7 protein-coding genes and 1 tRNA gene are annotated in these 22809 nt (G+C 50.2%); 3 read left to right on the forward strand and 5 right to left on the reverse strand.

Translation table 11 applies throughout. The annotated features are described in order from the left end of the window. The first annotated feature begins 173 nt into the window (after nucleotides 1-173). Together Enr17x_RS27295 and Enr17x_RS27300 are read left to right on the forward strand one after the other, a co-directional pair. Nucleotides 174-247 (forward strand) — tRNA-Met (locus Enr17x_RS27295). A 257-nt stretch (nucleotides 248-504) separates the two neighbouring features. Next, nucleotides 505-1833: a right-handed parallel beta-helix repeat-containing protein gene (locus tag Enr17x_RS27300; protein ID WP_198000830.1), complete on the forward strand. Its 1329-nt coding sequence runs from the start codon at nucleotides 505-507 to the stop codon at nucleotides 1831-1833. Between the two features lie 17 nt (nucleotides 1834-1850). Here Enr17x_RS27300 and Enr17x_RS27305 read toward each other — a convergent pair whose 3' ends face one another. From Enr17x_RS27305 to Enr17x_RS27325, 5 genes are all read right to left on the reverse strand, one after another. Further along, nucleotides 1851-2966 carry a hypothetical protein gene (locus tag Enr17x_RS27305; RefSeq protein WP_145313276.1) on the reverse strand — a complete coding sequence of 372 codons (1116 nt, stop codon included), beginning with the start codon at nucleotides 2964-2966 and terminating at the stop codon, nucleotides 1851-1853. 859 nt (nucleotides 2967-3825) lie between these two features. Then, a complete protein-coding gene (locus tag Enr17x_RS27310) occupies nucleotides 3826-4818 on the reverse strand; it encodes a beta-propeller domain-containing protein (RefSeq protein ID WP_198000831.1) in 993 nt (330 codons plus the stop codon). Between the two features lie 126 nt (nucleotides 4819-4944). After that, on the reverse strand, nucleotides 4945-11280 hold the full coding sequence (locus Enr17x_RS27315; RefSeq protein WP_145313278.1) for a choice-of-anchor Q domain-containing protein: 6336 nt from the start codon (nucleotides 11278-11280) through the stop codon (nucleotides 4945-4947). 177 nt (nucleotides 11281-11457) lie between these two features. Then, complete coding sequence (locus Enr17x_RS27320; RefSeq protein ID WP_198000832.1) at nucleotides 11458-16125, reverse strand: choice-of-anchor Q domain-containing protein; 4668 nt, start codon at nucleotides 16123-16125, stop codon at nucleotides 11458-11460. Between the two features lie 172 nt (nucleotides 16126-16297). Further along, nucleotides 16298-21643 carry a choice-of-anchor Q domain-containing protein gene (locus Enr17x_RS27325; RefSeq protein ID WP_145313282.1) on the reverse strand — a complete coding sequence of 1782 codons (5346 nt, stop codon included), beginning with the start codon at nucleotides 21641-21643 and terminating at the stop codon, nucleotides 16298-16300. Nucleotides 21644-22031: 388 nt separating this feature from the next. On the opposite strand from Enr17x_RS27325, the gene Enr17x_RS27330 reads away from it, so the two are divergent. Continuing rightward, a complete protein-coding gene (locus tag Enr17x_RS27330; RefSeq protein ID WP_145313285.1) occupies nucleotides 22032-22793 on the forward strand; it encodes a TerC family protein in 762 nt (253 codons plus the stop codon). Nucleotides 22794-22809: the final 16 nt, after the last annotated feature.

A 22809-nucleotide genomic window follows, 5' to 3' on the forward strand; every position in this document is an offset into this window, starting at 1 on the left:
AGGGAATTTAGAGAAAGTTACTCGACGAATGCGGGGGACGTGTCTATAATCGCGAGATACAGTAACAGCATTTGCTCACTGTATTTAGGGCTTTAGACACTTAAGCAACGCCTGTACAAGACGTTACTTCAAGCTTAAACTGCTCTTTAATCGTCCTCTCGCAGGACCCATAGCGCGGGGTGGAGCAGCCCGGTAGCTCGCGAGGCTCATAACCTCGAGGTCGCAGGTTCGAATCCTGTCCCCGCCACTTATTTAACCCCGGAATCGCGATATTCGCCATTCCGGGGTTTTCTTATGCGCCGGCTGATGGAATCAATACATTTTCTGTTTCCAGACGCTTTTGCGGAATCGCCCCCACCTTGATCGATGGTCACAATTGAATTGACACCATTTCTCGTCTGCTTATACTCAATTTGACAATGATTCCCATCTTCCTGGAAGATCACTGCATAGCAATTTCGATCTATGAATAGACCACATCCCAATAGACAGGTGCATTCTTAGATGATTTCTCTGAAAAAAAGTAACTGGTTAAGCGCGCAACTCGTTCGTTTGTTCGAGTATCAGCAAAATCAGGAAACCAGCAAGAATCGATTGGGGGCTTTTACCGTGACTGTCTTCTCTCGCTTCACTGCAGCCCTGTTGATGGCAACCACGATTCAAGCTGCTCCTGCTGCACCGCCAGATCATGGTTCGACTAACATTGAGAGAGCGAACTCAATCAACATTCATGTGAGTCGCAATGAAGAATTGCGACGAGCCCTCAATTCTGCAAAACCAGGAACCACAGTCCTCGTCGCACCAGGTAAATATCAAGGTGGTTTGAGTCTGAACAATCTAAAGGGTACCGCGAAGCAGCCCATTCTTATTGCGGCAGCCGACCCTCGCCAGCCTCCGATTTTCGAAGGCGGGAATACCTGTCTGCATCTCATTCAACCAGCGCATGTTGAACTGCGGCACCTGATACTCCAAGGTGCCCGCGCAAACGGCCTTAACATCGACGATGGTGGCTCAAAAGAGACGCCCGCCCATCATGTTGTGCTACGCAATCTGACTGTTCAAGACATCGGCTCTGACCGCAACCATGACGGCATCAAGCTCTCAGGGTTGAATGATTTTCAAATTCAAAACTGCACCGTCAAACGCTGGGGACAAAAAGGGTCGGGCATTGACATGGTCGGCTGTCAACGTGGCACGATCTCCGGCTGCACGTTTCGCGATGGTGATAATATCTACGGCAACGGCGTACAAATGAAAGGGGGAAGTCGAAACATCACCGTCAGTCATTGTCGCTTTGAGAATGCTGGCAGCCGCGCCATTAATATTGGCGGTAGTACGGGACTTCCGTTTTTTCGACCTCAGCCTGCTGGATTTGAAGCCAAAGATATTACCGTCGAGGATTGCACTTTTATCGGGTCCATGGCCGCTATTGCCTTTGTCGGCGTTGATGGAGCTCACGTACATCACAATACCATTTATCGTCCTGCCAAATGGGTATTGCGAATCCTTCAGGAAAACAAAAACAACTCATTCGTCCCTTCGCGCAAAGGACGATTTACAAATAACCTTGTCGTACTGCGTTCCGACGAAGTCCGTGAAGTGATTAACATCGGCCCTCAGACCGCTCCTGAAACCTTTCAGTTCGCAGACAACTGGTGGTATCTCCTCGATCGGCCCGAGCGCACACAACAACTGGTGCGGCTCCCCACACGCGAAACCGGCGGCAGCTATGGTCAGGACCCCCGATTCAAAGCTGCGAATTCAGGCGATCTCTCGCTGCAACCCGACAGTCCGGTCAAGAACGTCGGGCCGCGACAGCAAGATCGTCAGTAATACAGTCTGATCCGAACTTAGTTCTCGTTTTCCGACTTCAATGAAAACATGACCACAGCGCCGGAGATTTCCGGATCTTCAAATAAACTCAAGTCATAAGTTGATGCAAGATGCTGCTCCGCCAGTTTGAGAGCAGCGGGCTGATGTTCTTTATCGGGATGGTTTTCCAGAACGACTTTGAGACCACGAAAAGGAATCGGCGAAGCCAGCTTCATCTTCGCAGCCGGGTCATCGTATTCGTATGTTTTCCAGCTACCATCAACTTGAACGCTTCGCGGATTCAGTTTCTTCAGAGTCAATTTTTGTTGGGAAACTGATAAGTGCCAACCTATGTAAACATTGGAATTATCCTCCGCCTCATCCTCGCTCAACTTGATTTTGGCCTTCTTAAACTCCATCCAGGAGGCACATCCTGGAATTTCGAAGAAGGTTTCAAATGTGGGACCATCATCGGGGCATCCGTCTTCATCAAGATCTAGATCTAGATCTTCCCGATCAAAACTTGTCACCCCCAATCCCCAGTACCATTCATCCAAACCAATATTATAACAGTGTGTCAGTCCCGATTTTTTCTGATCGACTTCGAACGGATACTTGCTGTACCAGATCGTACCTTCAAAATCCTTAGGTGACTTAGCCGATCGATCTTCCTCAACAGTTATTTCAGCGCGGCCGGCCAAACATTCATAGAGCTGCTCCAACTCCTCTTCCGGCACAAATTCCATCCGTTTCGGTTTTTTTTTCTTAAGCACCGCAAAGCGTTCAACCGGAACATCCAGCGTTTCTTCCTCTGTGGTAACAGTCAATACATTCTCGTTCCAGGCCAGCACCGTAACTCGCGTCTTTAAAGGAATAAGAATCTCCCAGTAATTCATCGCCGGACACACCTTATCAACGACAACCAGCACTTGCCGGGCATCTCCCCCCTCTTCTGGTTGACGGTCTCGATAAGATGTTTTTCCATAGCTATCACGTCTTTCAACATCATGAGTGAATGCCAGATAACTTCGACCGTCGCTAATTACCCGACGGTCATTTTCTGCAAGGAACGTATTCAGCCGCTCTGCGTTTCCTTCTTCAAGCTCTGAAAATAGTTTGACAATATCTAATAAAGAAACCCAGGGATCCAGCATAAGATTCGTTCTCTAGAATGAGCGCATGAAATGGGGATGTTATCGACGTGCCTATTGAACCACGCTACTAAGAAGCGACTTGAAATACAACAAAAATAATGATCGTATTCCCTGCTGCTGCTTCATTGAAAATTGAAACCATGCTGCAGTCCAGATCGCGTGAACAACACGCATCAATGCCCGTCAGATTTCTCTGAAAAGGGGCATAAACTACACTTGACTGCGACTCGCCGCCCCCGATACTTGCGGACTTAGCGTCGCGCGCGAGACAGCCCCTCGATAAGCACTGCCTGTCCCGATCCTCTACTGATTCCTGCACTATAAAACCCCCTTCTTTTTACTGGTAACGACACAAACATTCTTAAGCAGTGCTCAAACTCCCTCCAGTTTTCGTTACGCATTCGATCGACTTCAGAAACTCTCCCTGAAACTTCATAGCGGATCACAAGACGTTCATTTGGCATCACACGGCGGTGCTCAGCTTGAACCAGACCTGGCATTCTCGCTGCGCATTTTTTTTCGAAACCGTTACGCCACCACGTACTGAATGACCACAGACGCACTCAGTTCACAACTACACCTGCGAACGAGAACGCGTGCAAGCCGGTTCGTGGAATCAGCCCGGCGCTCTCAGAGGAATGTTCCCCTGACGCGAACATCCGACAGGTGACGTGAATTGAATCGTTCTGAACGATGACCGCAGAAAAGACCCATTAGCCGCAGGGCGTTAGCCCCGGTTGGACCTTCTTAGGTATGCACCGTTCGAATTAAGAAACACTACCTGGCCCCGGTTGGACGCTCTTTGGTAAGGACCGTTCAAATTAAGAAACGCAACCTGGCCCTGGCGACTGGTCCGCAGTTATTTCCAGGTGTTTTCTTTAACTGGTTTGCCGTTGGTGGTCAGAATTTGAAAGTGGTGAAACCCGGATTTCATTCCTGAATAGCGCCAGACCACTTTCTTTTCCGGAGTGACTTCGAACAACTTCACCTGATCTCCCTTGGCGCGATAGCTGGCGATCACGGTATTGCCGTTTGGTAATCGCTGCGCACCGCAGGCGTCCTGGAACAGAGGTTCTCCCAGATCTTCGTTGGTGACACTCCAGACAATCTTGCCAGCAGCATCTGTCTCGATGATGCGGTTTCCGTTCGTGCAGGCGATCAGCGTGTTGCCGTTTTTTAATCGAATGGCGGTGAAAGGCCAGTCCCGTTTCTCGCGCCCCCGTTCATCAGTTGCGATCACCCGCACCACCTCGCCGGTATCCGGCTTGTATTCTTTTACAGCAAAGTCGAGCAGATGCGGGGCAATATAATTGCCATTGGGCAGCAGACGCAGCATGCGGGTTTGCATATGCGAGTTTTGTTTCTGGCACTGCAGGGGAGTCGTTTTCACAATCTCACCTTTACGATTGATGACGATAGCGCGCGGTTCCGGCCCCAGTTCGGCAACCAGAAATGAGCCGTCCGGTAAGGGTTGCACGGTGCTGATTTCTTTCTGACGACCCTTATACTGAAACAGAATCTGTTTCGTTGTCCGATCGACTTCGACGACGCCACCGTTGGGAAACTCTTTGGTACCATACAAAGCCAGGAGCACATTGCCGTTTGGCAGGACCCAGCCGTCACTGGCCGGCATGTCGAATTTCCATTCCACGTTCCCATCCTCGCCTACGATGACTGCCCGATTGGCTTTCCCCACACCCAGAAACGAATGCTTGATCGAAGTATCATCGGCTGCATGAACCGGAAAAGTCAAAGTGCAACAGCAAGCGACCAGTAATATCGCCGACAACAAGAAAGATGATTTAGAAAAACACATTCGGAAAACAACATGAGCGGCGGTCGAGGTTTGCATAGGATTCAGATTCCTGTTGATCAAGGGACAGTGAGAGTCATTATCCCCATTCTAACCAAACCCCAGCCGATCGGCGACATCCGCGACTGATCCAGATCAGGAAATCCTGTCAGAGCCGAACTCGTTCTAGAATGCGAAGAGGCTGGTGTCCTCTGTCAGATCGGTGAAGAAGGAATCGGTCTCATCATCGGCCCAGTCGGATAGCTTCCGAACGCCAGGCACCAGCGTTTCCTGCATCACACCTTCGGCTTCGTGTTCGTATCCCAGCAGATGACCGAGTTCGTGCAGAATAACGGTCCAGAGATCAACACCATCAGCGGCTTCGCTGTCAGGTAAGGCGATCAGAGTCAGTTCGCTGGCATAAGCAAACTCACTGTGATCGGCGGGAGTGGCATCCACGAACCAGCCGCGACCGGCGGCGTTGATGTCAATATAAATAGTACCGGGAACGGCGCGGCCCAGAGTCTCGCCAGCCAGGTCAACGACTTCGATATCCACCTGCGCCAACGTTTCTGTCTGGCTGGGTGTTAGCTTAGGGCTAAACTGCTCAACCACTGACCCCAGTACGGCTTCTGCGGCAGACTGTGTCACGGGTTGAGCGTTTGTCTGTACTTCACTTTGACTGTCGACGTTGAGCAACTGGCTCCACGCCTCTGGATAATTTTGAGGGTAGCTGATGGGTGTCTGGTTTGATTTTCGCTTACCGTAATTATGGATCAGTGAAATCAGATCACGAAAATTGACGCGGTCATCCTGGTTGTAATCTGCGAACCAGGCATAAGTCGAATTTGACTCACTGGGAATGATAGAATACTGGTTAATAAACAGAATCAGATCACGAATATTGATCGCATCATTGTCATCCAGATCAAACGGGTTTGCCCAGACCTGTGTTGCGGGGGCCGGGCCATGAAGTTCTTCACTGGCAAGATCGTCTATAAACAATATGTCTGGGTGATTCACTACAAAACCAGGGCTTTGCGGGTTCAGGCTTTGACCTTCCAGATCCAGATCAACGCCATCTTCGACCGTTGATTCAAACTTAATTCGGGCAAACAGGACATGCTGATCACCACCCACATCTGTCAGGCTGGTCTCCGCCGACAGGTTCTCAATCGTGCCCGTCTGGTCGTTGATAATTCCCGTTTGATTGATCGTAAACGCGGCACCATACTCAATATCGGTCGCGGACGTAATCGCAGTGTTGTAGGTTAGATCGAGTGCGGCTGATAGAATCCCCAATTCACTCGTGGAGGGAGTACTGATCCAGATTTCCAGCCAATAACCACTCCACTCATCAAGCCAGCCCAGGTTTGAGGGGAGGGACGTTGATTCTCCATTTTCTGACGTGGTCGATTTGGTATCGACAATTCGAAGATCGATCTGAGTACTGAGAACCTGGACTTCGTAAGCACCAATATCAACGGCCCCTCCTACAATACGATCATAGCCAATTCCTCGTTGATCAAACTCAATCTCGGCACTAGCGACTGCCTCATTATCTCCAGCGTCAATCGCAGCGCTGCCAAGCAGGAGCGCGTGCGTTTTGGTATGGCCGCCGTTATCTCGTAAGACAGGGTCGAGCAGACCGTCGATCTCATCCTGAACAATGCTGTTCTGGAAAGTCATCCATCCATTGTTCTGGTCAGGGGACTGATGAGACGAGTTGCCTGCAACGATACTGTTTGTAATTGTGAATGGATTAGAATGGCTCGAGATCCCCCCACCATATTTAGCTGAATTGCCTGTAAGCGTACTATTATAAATATTAACTACAGACGGACGTTCCCAGCGCGTGTAGATGGCCCCCCCTGTTTGGGTCGCATAATTGCCGGAAAGCGTGCTGTTGATGATATTCACAGTCCCCGAATACGTGAAGAAACCGCCTCCAGCTGACGCGCAGACGTTCTCGGCAATCGTGCAGTTGATGATGGTAACATCGCCACCCCCTTCCTGTTCAAAGAAACCGCCATTGGCGATGCCCCCGCCATACAGCCGCGCGGAATTACCAGTAAAACTACTCTCTTTCACCATTAATGTGGCCCACTCATTTCCAATTCCTCCCCCCGTTCGGTCAGAAATGTTCTCCGTGAAATCACATCGTTCAATCACGGCCTGTCCACTGTTAAAAAAGATCCCGGCACCATCGTAGACGGTTACATTTTGCGTAAACGTACAATCGGTCACAAACGCCAGTTGGTCCAGAGTTTTTGACGGTGAGTCAAAGTGTATTCCCCCTCCTGTACCTCCCGTGTTACCAATGAAAGTGCTGTTGGTGACATTCATGGTCCACACAGGCTGTGGTTCATTTTGCGTGGCATTAACTTCAAAAGCGATCCCAGCCCCATTCTTCCCTGAGTTTTCCAGGAACTGACTCTGGTGAACGGTTAGATTTCCATCGGATTGAAACAGCCCGCCTCCTGATCGGGACGTCGCGGAATTATGATTGAACTCACTGCCAGTCACAGTCAATGAACCACCGCTGCTGTAAATGCCACCACCGGAAAAGGCAAAGTTGTCCGTAAACGTACTATTCAGGACCGTGAGTGTGCCATCGTTATTTGAAATGGCACCACCGTTGTTTAATGTTTCACTCACAAACTGCACGACCCTGACATCATTTCCAGATAGAACACTGTCAGAAACGGTCAGGTTTTCGAAATTCAGAATCGCACCACCGTTATTGGAAAACCCGTTAATCAGGGAGAGTCCACTCAAGCCGACGATCAGATCTGTTTCCGCGTTCGAGTCGTCAATGCGAAAGATTCGCGTGCTGTTGTTTCCGCTGATGGTCAGTAACTCGGCACCGAGTCCCGTGATGGTCATACTGCTGGAAATCAGAATCTCACTGCTCAGCACAATGGTCTGATTGGCCAGACTGGAACTGAAGACAATCTGGTCGTCTTCCGGGGTGCTGTTTGCAATTTCGATCGCTTCCCGCAAGGTTAACTGTCCGGCGGCATAATTTCCATCAACGACGTCGGAAAAGGAATCGACCTGCAATACACCGGAGTAGGATTCATAGGCACCGATGTCGACCGTTCCATTGAGTATGCGATGATGAATGCCCCCACGCTGATCTTTCGTAAGACCGGCAGACTGGGCTACTGAATTACTGCCGGCGTCAATGGCCGCACTTCCGGTCACTAAGGCGTGCGTTAGCGTCGGTCCCCCATTGTCGCGCAATACGGGATCAATGAGTCCCACGAGACTGGACTGCATAATGTTATTGGATCCGGAATAACTGCCGGCAAACTGTCCTCCCCGATTCCCGGAAACAATACTGTTCCTCAGTTCGAATGTACCGGTCCCGCCCTGTTGTCGGAAAATGCCTCCGCCTGTGAACGTGGTCGCTTCATTATTGATGATCGTGCTATTAATGACGGACACGACTGTATTCACAAATTCATAAATCGCACCGCCATGGAATCCAGCCCGATTATCTGAGAACGTGCTGTTCAGAACCGTAACGCTGATGGCCCCGTTGTTGAAAAGCGCACCACCAGAGATTGTGGCGACGTTCTGGTTTAAGGTGGAGCTGACCAACACCAGTGATGAGCCGTAGCCCTGCATTCCAATCGCGCCGCCACTGTTCCCCTGGTTGCCTGTGAAAGTCGATTCCTGGATTGTGACGTCGGCCAAACCGATATGAACGGCCCCTCCCAGTCCGCTGGCCCTGTTCTCTAGAAAGGTCGTTGTTGAGACCGCCAGGGTTCCATCGAGACTATGAATGGCACCGCCGCTCGTCTGGGATACATTTTCGGTGAACTCGCTCGCATTGATCTGCGTGGTTCCGCCCGTAACATAGAATGCGCCGCCGGTTCCAGCGATGGCTTGATTTTCCGTGAAATCACAATCCTCAACAATCAACAAACCATTCCCCTTGGAAATGGCGCCGCCGGTATTTGCGACATTGGTAGAAAACGTCGAATGTGAAATCCTCGCCTCAACCGACGAAGAAATATAAATCGCGCCCCCTGCTCCAATCGCTTCGTTATCAGTAAATTCTGAAGCGTCAACAGTCAGCATACCACTCGAGTGACTGATGGCGCCCCCCGAGCCATCATCCTCTGACGTACCTGTTGTGTTCCCGATCAGCTTTGAATTCACGACCGAAAGATCACCACTAAAATTAAAGATTCCGCCACCAGCTTGAGTAGCCGAATTCCCGCTGAAGACCGAATCCGAAATCGAAAGCGTCTCCCGGCTGTAAATGGCCCCTCCCGTCGCGGCAGTACCATTCGTGAAGGTCAAGCCACTGATATCCACACTGATTTTCGTACTCAGGCTGCCATAATTGATCCGAAAGATCCGACTGTCGCCATTCCCGTCCAGCGTGAGTTGATCGGCGCCCAGTCCGACAATCGTCAGGTTATCGGAAATCAGGATTTCATCGGTGAGGACAATGGTTTGGCCGGACAACAGGGAGGCATCAAATTCAATACGTTCATGAAAGGGCGATTCGTTGGTGAGTTGAATCGCTTCGCGTAGCGACAAGTTGCCGTAGGAATAATCGCCGTCGACTTCATCCGCAACGGTATTCACCACGAGTAAATGATCGTTGAATTCATAGGCGCCGAAGTCGACGATTCCATCATAAATTCGTGCATAGCCCGTTCCCCGTTGGTCATACAGCAGACCGGCTGCCGCCACAGCCTGATTATTACCCGCATTGATCGCGGCACTGCCGTCCAGCAGGAAATGAGTTTTGGTTTTGCCTCCCCGATTATTCTTTAACTCAGGATCGATCAGGCCGTCGATAGTCTCTGTGATAAGGTTTGGAACATTCCCGATAACACCTTTAATCTGGGAATTATTGTCTGCCAGGTTACCGGCGATAATGTTGTTTATAACTGTGGCACCAGAAGTGACAATATAAATGCCCCCGCCATCGCCGCTCTGGCTATCGCTGCCCGTTGCCTCATTGAGCACAATGGTGTTGTTGACGACCGACAGACTTGAAGCGTGTATCGAATACAATCCACCACCATAGGTGGCAGTTTGATTCTGGGAGATGGTCGTATTGTAGATCTTTGCAGAACCGGCAGTAGTACTGTAAACCGCACCGCCTGCGACTCCCGAACTATTTTCAACGAAGGTACTTTCTGCGATCGTCACTCGAGCATAATTATTTGAATCTCCTCGAATAGACAGCCCCCCTCCACTCAGGCCGGCTGAATTTTGGCTGAAGGTGCTGCGTTCCACAGTGATCTTCGTTCTATAAATACCAACCCCACCACCGTAAGACTGGGCGGAGTTATCAGAGAAGTCGGACCCCTGAACGATTATCTCACCACTCATTGCGTAGATGCCGCCGCCGGTGCTTTCACTGTCGCCGCTTGCTTCGTTCTCAGTGAACTCACTGTCGATAACACTCAACAAGGAACTCAGATTATAAATCCCCCCGCCTGACTGCGCGCTATTTTGCAGAAATGTACTTTCAGAAACCACCAGGGTACCACTAGAGTCATGATAAATCGCTCCACCATTTTCGACTGCCGTGTTCTGTTCGAACCGACTGTTCGTTACACTGATCGCTCCGTACCGGACGGAAATCCCCCCACCCCCCGATGCAGGTGCGTCTTCAGTCATCGCCTGATTCTGGTAAAACGTCGAATCCGAAACGATCACGCTGCCGCGAAATACACTGATGCCGCCTCCACCACCACCAATATTTTCTGTGAACGTGCAGTTGCTCACTTCCAGGGAGGTCGTTCCTGTTTCGTAAGTGTAAAATATGCCACCACCGGAAGTGAAGGTTTCATTTTTATGGAACGTACTGTCTCTGACAGTCAACGTGGAATCGACGCTATAGATCCCTGCACCTGAAGAGGAAGAATAGAGAGTCTGATTCTCAGCGAATGTAGAACCTGTGATGAAAAGGCGCCCCTGCTCTGAATAGACGCCGGCCCCTCGCCACCCACTTTGATTGCCAGAGATCGTACAATTTTCAAGAGTCAGATCCTCATGACTGAATACGGCACCGCCGATGCTGTTAAAAGCATTGGTGAGTGTCATGCCGGAGAGGCTGACCGTCAGCATCGTTTCAAAACTGCCGTCATCGATGTTAAAAATCCGACTGTCGCCATTGCCGTCAAGCGTCAGCAGATCGGCCCCCAGACCGGTCAGCATCAGGTCGTCTGTGATCTGCATCTCGGTTGAGACCACAATCGTCTGCGCTGCCAGTGCGGCGTCGAACGAAATCGTATCTGCGCCGGCATTGGCGTTGGCCTGTTCGATCGCGTCGCGGAGACTGCCTGCGCCGGAGTCGTTGGTATTCACGACTGTAAATGCGGTCAAAAGCGTGCGGTCTTCCAGTCTTTCGACGGCATTGTGGGAAATCAGAGCCCGGGCGGAAGGAAGTTGATGCCGTTGCTGACGGTTGCGTCGGGCGTGGGCGCTGCGAGAAAAACGGGAGTAGAGTTGACGTTTCAGTGAAGAAAGCCACAGTGATGGAAACATATGGGAACAATCCAAGTGGAAATCAGGCAGGTTATGGATGGATATCAGTCATTTAGAGCTTTGTATACTATCAGAGGCTCGACCAAACACAACGACTGATTCCCCACCAAACAGGTAATACAAAGGGGCGTTTTGCTCAGAGATCAGGCAAAACCATACAGGCCGTATATTCAATCCTTAAAAGAGAACCAGTCCCGAATCTTCGCCGATAGTGCTGAAGAAGGAATCGGTCTCATCATCGGCCCAGTCGGATAGCTTCCGAACACCGGGGGCCAGAGTGTCCTGCATCACACCGTCAGCTTCGTGTTCGTATCCCAGCAGATGACCAAGTTCGTGCAGGATGACGGTCCAGAGATCAATCTTCCCGACAGCGTCGCTAAAGGGGAAAGTGGTCAATGAAAGGAAACCCGAAAGATAAAATTCACTATTATCACCCGGGGTATCATCAACAAACCAGCCATACCCGGCGGCATTCACGTCGACATAGATCGTGCCACGAACGGTATTACTTAAAACACCATCTACCAGATCAATAACCTCTATATTGACCTGTGCCAGTTTATTATTTTCCTCGGACGTCAGCTGCGGTTCGAGATACTCAACTACGCCATCCAGCACAGATTCTGCATCTGTCTGATCGACAGAGTTGGCATTCTGCTGTGGTAACAATGCAGGTTCAACCGTTAAGTGTTTCTTCCAGGCAGTGGGAAAATTTCGAGGATAGCTGATCGATGTCTGGTTTGACTTTTGCTTTCCGTAATTATTGATCAACGAAATCAGATCACGAGAATTGATACGGTCATCCTGATTGTAATCTGTGAACCAGGCATAGGGCGAATTTGATTCACTGGGAATGGTAGAATATTGGTTGATAAACAGAATCAGATCACGAATATTGATCGCATCATTGTCATCCAGATCAAACGGGTTTGCCCAGACCTGTGTTGCGGGAGCCGAACCATGAACTTCTTCGCTGTCTGTATTGTCTGCAAAAACGATTCCCAAGTTGTTAATCACAAACTCGGGGCTTTGCGGGATCAGGATTTCTCCTTCCAGATCCAGATCAATGCCGTCTTCAGAGGTTGATTCAAATCGAATGCGGGCAAACAGCACATGTTGATCATCTCCCACATCGGTCAGATTCGTTTCTGCTGAGAGACTGGCAATCAAACCGGATGTATCATCGATGGCTCCCGTCTGATTGAGGGTAAAGGCAGCACCATATTCAATGGCAACCGCGGTGGTGATCGCCGTATTGTAGCTTAAATCGAGTGCGACCGACAGCACACCCAGATCGGCGGCCGAGGGAGCACTGACCCAGATTTCCAGCCAGTAGCCGCTCCATTCATCCACCCAATCCAGGCTCTCCGGTAGAGCGGCGACTTCGCCATTCCCGGCAGTGCTGGTCGGGGAATCCACCAGGGTCATTTCGATCTGCGCGAAGGGGCGTTGTACTTCGAAGGCACCGATGTCGATGGCCTCTCCCCGATAACGCTCATACCCGGCACCCCGCGAATCATGCGTGGTTTCTCTGCGATTGAGAATGGATGAGTTCACATTTTCCAGGGCTTCATCATCGCCTGCATCAATGCCGGCACTGCCCGGCAGCAACGCATGCGTTTTCGTCAGGCCCCCGTTGTCTCTCAACACCGGATCCAGCAAGCCTTCAATGCTGTCCTGGACAATGCTGTTGTTTCGGGAAAACGAAAGAGAAACCTGTGAAATGGAGGGAGCAGAATTTCCAGCTATGATGGAATTGGTGATCGTGCCAGGGATACTCCCCAGTGCATAAATACCGCCTCCGGTCCTGGCAGCCGCATTTCCGGTCAATGTGGAATTGACAATCTCAAAACTCGAAGCCGAATTGCCAAACGCAATCCCGCCGCCGATCTCTAGTGATGTATTTGCTGAGAGCGTACTGTTAATCAGAATCAGTGTCTGTTCAACATAAAGGGCGCCTCCGTAACGATTGGTTGAATTCTTTTCGAAGAGACTGTTTTGAACCGTTAAATTACGGGAATAATCGCTAATCCCGCCTCCCCGGTTCCCTGCCGTATTCTTGAAAAAGGTGGAACCTGAAACAAGAACATTTTCTCCACCCGAAAAAAGCGCCCCTCCATAGCTTGAGTTAGCACTGTTTTCTGAAAAGAGACAATTTTCAATGTAGGCAGTGTAATAGGAACTATAAACAGAGAGTGCCGACGAATAATACACGGCCCCTCCGCTGGAGGTTGCCGTATTTCCCTGAAAGGTAGAGTCAGTAATGTTCAATTCCGTTAAGACTGGAGGGAACGTCGAGGAGATCTGATGATAGATCGCCCCGCCTGCGCTCGAACTGTTCTCTGTAAAGACCGATTCGCTGACGGTTAACACTCCCTGCGTGATGTAAATCCCCCCGCCCAGGGTATCACTGCTGTTTTCCGTAAACGTACTGGAAGAAACAGTCAGGTCGCCGTCTTGAACCAGGATTGCTCCACCCGAATAGGACGTTTGATTTTCTGTGAAATCACACCCGGTGATCGACAGCAAACCCTCGGTACTGTAAATGGCACCCCCAGACCAGTCCGCACTGTTGCGGATAAACGTACTGTTCGTCACCGTCAGGTCGCCGGCACTGTAGATAGCCCCGCCATAGCTGCCGCCGTGAATCGAACCACTGAAAACACTGGCCTGATTGTCGGCAAACACGACATCGGAAATGGACAACGTTTCCAGACTGTGAATGGCGCCGCCACTGGTGTAGTTCGCGAAACCATTGGTCAGTGTGAACCCGCTCAACTCCACACTGATGGAAGTCTCTTCATCGCCGTCATCAATGCGAAAGAGTCGGCGGGTTCCATCGCCGCTGAGAGTCAGATGCTCGGCTCCGTGTCCGATGATGGTGACATCATCGGTAATCACCAGCTCATTAAACAGCATCAACGTCTGATCAAACAGGCTGGCATCAAACGTAATGGTATCAGTGGTCGCTGACTCATTCGACAACTTGATTGCTTCCCGCAAAGACAAATTGCCGACGCTATAGTCGCCGTCATCGGTATCCGTGGCTGAGTCGACAAGTAAGTGCAAGGACTCAGATTCGAAAGCACCGATGTCAACGGTTTCGTCAACAAAACGGGAGAAGCCAGCGCCACGCTGGTCTGTTATGAGCTCAAGATATTCTGCTGCCCCATTATTACCTGCATTAATTGCGGCACTATTGAAAAGAAGTGCGTGTGTTTTTGTGGATCCGCCATTGTCACGAAGAACGGGGTCGAGCAAGCCGTCAGTACTATCCTGAATAATACAGTTATTCCACTGGGAACTTCCATCTGTTTGGGCACCAGAATAGGCTGCTACATTCCCAGCAATAATCGAGTTGGTCCCTCCAGTAGAGTAATAGGTTGATGGGTTATTTTCATAAAACCCCCCTCCTCTCTCACCTGCTGAGTTTAATACAACAGTAGAAGCAGATAGTGTAAAATATCCCGATGCGTATACCCCCCCTCCCAATTTGTCCGTTGTGTTTTTTGATACTGTGCTGTTCGTGATAAGAAGATGTTGAAGAGAATAGGTCCCTCCTCCGGCTTCTATCGCATAATTATTGTCAATCAGACAACGATCAACAAATATATTCTTTGTCGCAGTGAATATACCTCCGCCATCGATCTCCGATGAATTTCCTGACACGACTGTATCAAGAATTGTAACACCTATATTTCCAGAGGTGAGACACATCCCGCCTCCTCGTTCAACAGCGGTATTAGCCCGAAAATCACACCCTGCGACCGTCAATTCCCTCTCGTTACCGTCGAGTTCATAAATGGCTTCAGACCACGTGGCCTGATAAAACCCACCTCCACCGTAAGATGCTGAATTCTCTATAAAGTCACAGTTACTCACTTTCGAAGCCGTATCTGTATTTCGATAAGAGTTTGAAAGCTGTTGACTCAGTCCCCCACCACGCACCGATTTATTGGAAATAAATTTCGAATCTGAAATATCCATCCAGCCATTGAGTACAGAGACTCCTCCCCCGCTTGAGGAACTTTCATTTTGAATAAAAGTCGAGGAGGATAGTTGTAACCCTGAGTAACCATCAAGCACTTCTTGTGTTGCAGAATTAGTGCAGATGCCTCCTCCACTGGAGCCCGCGATGTTCTTGTAAAAATAGGAGTCGGAAACAATGAAGTGGTAATCTGGCATAAAGTCAACATAAGCAATGGAGTGGTAAATTGCACCTCCACTATACTCTGTTTCATTATTCGAAAATGAACTGTTGCGAACCGTCAAATACCTTTTTGCAAAAATTGCTCCACCGTTTTTCCGTGCAGATAGATTCGTAAACTGACAGTCAGTGACGGTCAAATTTTTCATGCTGTAAATAGCCCGACCTTTTCCCACACCATCAAAGCTGATCCCGCTAATATCAACTGAGTAAATATTTTCACTGTCGTAATCTTCAATGAAGATCAGGCTGAAATTATCGTCTGAGCCACCATCAACCTGAAACGTCATCTGATCGGCGCCCAGCCCAACGATCGATAACTCATCCAGAATCTTCAGCTGCTCTGAAAATAGAAAAGTCTCCCCCGCGAGCGCAGCGTCAAACGAAATCGTATCTGCGCCGGCATTGGCGTTGGCCTGTTCGATCGCGTCGCGGAGACTGCCTGCGCCGGAATCGTTGGTATTTACCACCGTGAATGCGGTCAGCAGTGTGCGGTCTTCCAGCGTTTCGGCGGCATTACGGGCGACGAGTGTCTGGGCGGAGGGGAGCTGGTGCCGGTTCCGTCGGGCGCGGGTGCTGCGAGAAAAACGCGAACGAAGTTGGTGCTTCAGGGAAGGAAGCCACAGCGATGCAAACATACGAGAATCATCCGGTTGGGTATCTGGCAGGTCAGGAATGGATAGTGGTCGTTTAGAACTTTGTATACTAACAGAGTCTGGACCAAAGACAACGAGTGATTCCCCATCAAACATTTAAACAACGGGGACTTTATGTACAGACTTCGAGCAATTTCATTAGGAACCTCTTTCCTTAGAATGGGAGTAGTTCTGATTCCCCACTAAGCGTGCTGAAGAAGGAATCAGTCTCATCGGCCCAATCGGGCAGACGACGAACGCCGGGCACCAGCGTTTCCTGCATGACACCGTCGGTTTCGTGTTCGTATCCCAGCAAATGACCGAGTTCGTGCAGGATGACCGTGAAGAGATCAACCTGGCCGGCGGCACTACTGTCGGGTAAGGCGATCAGCGTCAATTCGCTGTCATAAGTAAACTCACTGTGATCGGCGGGACTGGCATCGACAAACCAGCCGCGACCGGCGGCGTTAACATCGATATAAATTGTGCCGGGAACAGCGCGGCCCAGAGTTTCGCCTGCCAAATCAACGACTTCAATATCCACCTGCGCCAACGTTTCATTTTGGCTGGGTGTTAATTGCGGACTGACTTGTTCGACGACCGACTCAAGCACGGTTTCCGCGGCAGACTGTGTCACGGGGTGAGCGTTTGCCTGTACTTCACTCTGACTGTCGACGATCAAATGATCGAACCAGAGTTCAATAAAATTCTCTGGAAAATAATTTTGAGATCGATCTGCTTTATCTTTACCAAAATTTCTGACAAACAGTATAAGATCTCTCAAGTCGACACGATCATTTCGATTCAGATCCGTGATCCATTTATGGGGCGAATTAGATTTGCTGGAAACTGAATGATATGTGCTGATCAAAATCTTGAGATCAGCAACATTGATTGCGTCATCATCGTTGAAATCGTAAGGATTTGCCCAGATCTGGGTTGCTGGAGCCAGACCATAAATCACATCACTGGCGGTATGATCTGCCAACAATATTTGTGGCTGAGAAATTTCCAGGCTCAGACTTTGTGCATTCAGACTTTGCCCCTCCAGATCCAGGTCGACGGCGTCATCGGTAGTGGACTCAAATTTAATCCGGGCAAACAGGACGCGTTGATCATCGCCAACATTCGTCAGGCTGGTCTCAGCTGAGAGGTTTTCAATCGTTCCCGTTTGATCATTGATCGTGCCTGTCTGATTCTCGGTAAAAGCGGCACCATATTCGATGCTGGTGGCGGTTGTGATCTCTGTGTTGTAGGTCAAATCGAGGTTGGCTGACATAATGCCTAGATCGGTTGTATCAGCCGTGCTGATCCAGATTTCGACCCAGTAATTGCCCCACTCGTCAATCCAGGTGATGTTCTCAGGTAGAGAGGCACTCTCGCCGTTTCCGGACGTCGGCGTTTTCGACTTGACGACTCGCAAATCAATTTGCGCCAGGGGCGCCTGCACCTCAAAGGCTCCGATATCAACAGTACCATCCACAATGCGTGACGAGCCATCACCACGTTGATCGTTCATTAAACCCGCGGCCTCGGCGGCAGCGTTATCACCGCCGTTAATCGCAGCACTTCCCGCCAGCAAGGCGTGAGTTTTCGTCGGCCCCCCGTTATCTCGCAGGACCGGGGCCAGGACCCCCTCAATACTGTCCTGGATGATGTTGATGCCACTCGAATAGACGCCGCTGATCTGTGCATTGCCTGCTGCCGAATTACCGGCGACGATACTGTTCGCCAGTTCGAAGGTCTCGGCACTACTGAAAATTCCGCCCGCTGATATCGCAGCGTGATTTCCCGTAATGGTACTATTCACAATGGTCAATTCATTTGGAGTCTCACGGTAGTAAATAAAATCGGCTGTGGAAACGCTGTAGAACTCAATCTCCGTCGGACCACCCAGTCCGGCTGTCTGGTAAACGCCGCCGCCAAAACCATTGGTGGTATTCCCTGAGATGGTGCTATTGTAGATCGTAAGATCACCCGTGCTGTGGATTCCCCCTCCGGTGGAACCGGCAAAATTTCCTGAAAGCGTACTTTCCCTGAGATTCAGACTGCCATCCAGAAGATAAACCCCACCACCATTGACGACAGCCAGATTTTCAGCAAGCGTACTACCGGTGATCGAAATGGCTGCGTGCTCACTATAGACCCCCGCCCCCCACTGGCTGGTGGTGTTCTTCGAGATCTCGGAGTCTTCGATCGTCAGAGTTCCCTCATAGATATAAATCGCTCCACCTGCTGACGAAGCGGAATTTTCGAAAAACGTGCTGTCTGAAATCGAAACTTTTGGTCCTCTGATATAAAACTGGCTTGCGGAGAAGGCGCCCCCGGACTGCGCTGTATTTCTCTCAAATGAGGAACCTGTGATGGTTGTCCGATGATCGCCGGCCTTGATCGCTCCCCCACTCAAAGCGGCACTATTCAGGAGAAAAGTGGTGTTGATCACATTCAATTCATATTCGCTGTAGATTCCGCCTCCACTTCGTGTGGAGTGATTATGTGTAATCAAACAGTCTCTCACCGTCAGTATTTTATCAGTATAGATGGCCCCACCAGACATATCGACTCCATTAGTGAGAGTCAGACCGTCAATCACAACCTGGCGCATCGGTCCCGTCCAGAACCCATGGATGTTGAAAATGCGACCATTCTGATTTCCATCCAGGGTCAGCAGATTCGCCCCCAGGCCGGTGATTAAAACGCTGTCTCTGATCTCCAGCTCACCACTGAGCACAATCGTCTGACCAGCCAGGCTGGCATCAAAAGTGATCTGATCGATATCAGAAGGATTTTCATTCGACAGCCGGATTGCTTCCCGCAGCGATAGTTGGCCGCTGGAATAATCGCCGTCATCGATGTCCGAATTCGTGTCTACAACAAACGTCATGGAATGCAGTTCGAACGCACCGATATCCACGGTCCCATCAATGATCCGCTCAAAACCGGCTCCGCGCTGGTCGGTCATCAGATCGGCGTTCTCCACGATCTCATTACTACCCGCGTTGATGGCGATACTTCCGGGCAATAATGCGTGTGTTTTGGTCGGGCCGCCGTTGTCTCTCAGAACCGGATCGATCAAGTCCTCGATACTGTCCTGAATGATATTGGTCTGCGCCGTGAACTCGCCGGCGATCTGGGAACCCGCAGTTGCTGCATTGCCGGCCACAATGCTGTTCTTGACGGTTGTCGTTGAACGGGACCCCGGCTCTGGTGTCGATATTCCGCCTCCTGATGCTCCTGCCGTGTTTCCGACAAGCGAACTGTTAACCACATCGAGTGAACTATTCAACAGCCAGAGTGGTACCGAATCGGCTGGAACATCGCTGTCATTGTCATTAATCGGTAGCGTGGTGTCTATAACACCATTCAGACTCACTACAAATATCAAATCGAGTATCTGAGGTGGGTTAGCCGGAAGAAGTTGCAGGCCCGGATCAACGATAGGGAACTGTGAAGGATCAATCGGAGAGAGATTCACTTCAGTACCGTCAGGTGAAAACTCTGCACCGTTGCGATGATAGATCCCACCACCGGCGAGTGCGGCCTGGTTTCCAGACAGAGTCGAATTAAACAGGGACAAGTGGCCGAGGGTAGCAATGGCGCCACCTGAACCAGTTGCTATATTCTCAGAAAGTGTGCTTTCCTCGATAAAAACAGAACCGCCCAGGTTATTGATACCTGCGCCATCGATGGCTTGATTCTGTGAAAAGTCACTCCCGGAAATACTCAGCTGCGTCCGCCCGTTATAGATACCGCCCCCTGACTGGGTCGCCTCGTTATGATAGAACGTCGAATTGAGAACGTTCAGTGTCTGAAAACCGATATCAGCCATCCAGGGACTGTTATAAATACCCCCCCCGTTCCCAGCGGTATTTCTGTTGAAAATACTATTCTCAATCAGGGGTGAGGGATTGGAAAGAATTTCCCCCATGTCATCGACAATAGAGCCTCGATTCCCCTGGACCAGATAAATGCCCCCCCCCATTTGACCGGCAGAATTTGAACCAAAATAGGTTTCGTTGACTCTGATATAGGCAAGAGAACTGGCAACGGCTCCCCCAGTCGACGCCGCATGATTCTGGAGAAAATAACCGTCAATCAGTTTGAAGTTGCCGGTGTTGTAAACCCCGCCTCCCGAGTTTGCAGAGTTTCTATTCAGAGTGCTGTCCTCCATCACGAGATTACCATAATTATACAACGCCCCGCCGGAATGGGTGACAGTGTTCTCTGCGAATGTGCTGTCGACGATCTGAATCGACCCCGATCGGTTAAGAATGGCTCCCCCCAACTCGGCTGTATTTGCTTTGAAAAAACAGTCGTTGAGAATGACCTGAGGATCAAAACTATTTTCGAATTCGTAAGGCGAACCGGTGCCGACAATTTGATTCGGATCAGCGATCGAAAATGCAACAGGGTTTCCTTCAGGGATCCGTTCCACAGAATACAACGCCCCGCCTAGAGTCGCGGAATTCTCGATAAACTCACAATTGGTGATCTCGGTAGGATTAAGATAAACGACCGACTGTCGCATACTGGCATCAGGTCCGTCCGGGATTGTTATCCCACCCCAGTTCCAGACCTTCCGGTAGTTATGATAAATTCCGCCCCCGTTTTCTCCTGCAACATTACCAGTAAATGTCGAATCAGCAACCTGCAGCTCTCCATAGGGATGATAAATGGCCCCACCACTTCCCTGTGCACTGTTCTCGGTAAAACTGGAGCCACTCACGGTCAATGAAGACGCATAGATGGCACCCCCATCACCGGTCGCCTGATTTTCTACAAACGAACTGCCGGTGACCGTAACCGAACTCCTACTGTAAATAGCCCCTCCCGCGCTGGCTGTGTTGCGCAGGAAGACCGAATTTTCAATCGACATGGTTGCCCCGGCCCCCGACTGGGAAGAAATAGCGCCCCCCAGTCTGGCCTGATTGTCCTGAAACACCAGATCCGAAACGCTCAGATGTTCATAATTAAAAATCGCACCACCGGTATTGTATCGTTTATAGGAGATGTTCCCCCCTAAACCGATTGACGGCGTGGTATTTTCCAAATTCGGCAGAACGTTCGCATCTCCATTGGCCAGCGTCAGACCACTAATCGAGACATACAGGTTCGCGCTATGCGTTCCATCATAGACATCGAAAATGCGCCCCGTATGATTCGCGTCAATCGTCAGTTGATCCGAGCCCAGGCCGATGATCGTCAGGTCATCCGTGATCCGCAACTGATTCATTAATTGAATCGTCTGGTCAGCCAGCGACGCATCAAACGAGATCGTATCCGCCCCGGCACTCGCATTGGCCTGCTCGATAGCGTCTCTTAGACTGCCTTCGCCGGAATCGTCGGTATTCACCACCGTGAAGACGGTCAGCAGCGTGCGGTCTTCCAGAGATTCGGCGGCGTTTCGGGAGACCAGAGCTCGGGAAAAAGGTGCCTGATGGCGTCGCGCGCGATGTTTCCTGCGGGAGGAACGGACGCGGAGCTGATTCTTCAACGAAGAAAGCCACTGGGATGAGAACATGTTGTATGGCCCTGAATTAATTTGAACTGTTTCATCCAGACACAGATCATGCGCCCCTGCAACAAAACATCACCTAAAGCTTTATTTAACATACACTTAAACCATGACCACAGTCTCAGCGATCACCGCCATTCGTATACATTCCGCCGTTCAGTTCTGTCCCGAAACACAGATTCTGTGCGTTTGGATAGACATTCTATAACCCAGCAGACGCGGCGAATCACTCAATCTAACAAATTTCACTAAACAAATTTCTACAAATTCCAAAATAAAATTCGAAATTCAATCAGCCGCAAAACGCTGGCAGCCGTTCCCCTTCTTTTCAGAATCCGGCTGATGTGTATAATCCGCTACGAGTTGAAATTGACCTGAACTGAATGGAGTAAATATGTTTGAGTGGTTGGCCAGCCCTGAGGCCTGGATTGCGTTAGCAACATTGACGTCATTAGAAATTGTGCTGGGTATCGACAACATCATCTTCATTTCCATTCTCGTCGGTCGACTGCCGGAAACACAACGAGACCTGGCCCGGTCACTGGGACTCAGTCTGGCCATGATCGCGCGGCTCATTCTGCTGTTTTCGATCTCATGGGTGATGGGGCTCACTGAACCCTGGTTTTCCCTGATGGGATACGATTTATCCGGACGCGACCTGATCCTGATTGGCGGCGGTCTGTTTCTGCTGGCCAAAGCCACTCATGAAATTCATAACAGTCTGGAAGGAGTCGCGCACGAAGAATCGGGGATGTCCGCGGCACAAGCTACCTTCGGATCGGTGCTGGTCCAGATCGGTGTGCTGGATATTGTTTTCTCATTGGACTCGGTAATCACCGCCGTCGGTCTTTCGGACCATGTCTCGATCATGGCGATTGCGATCGTGCTCTCGGTCGCCGTGATGCTGTTCGCTGCGAAACCGATCGGCAATTTTGTCGATGAACATCCCACGATCAAAATTCTGGCCCTCTCGTTTCTAATCATGGTGGGCGTGACGCTGATGGTGGAGGGTTTTGGAATTCACGTTCCCAAAGGCTACATCTACTTCGCGATGGCATTTTCTGTCGCCGTGGAAATGATCAATCTGCGCATGCGGAAAAATCATGTCGAAGCAGTTCGCCTGCGTAAACAAATAGAAGAAGGTGAAACCAGTTAGCTGATCTCACCTTCTT

The sequence above is a fragment of the Gimesia fumaroli genome, from assembly GCF_007754425.1.
GTDB lineage: Bacteria > Planctomycetota > Planctomycetia > Planctomycetales > Planctomycetaceae > Gimesia > Gimesia fumaroli.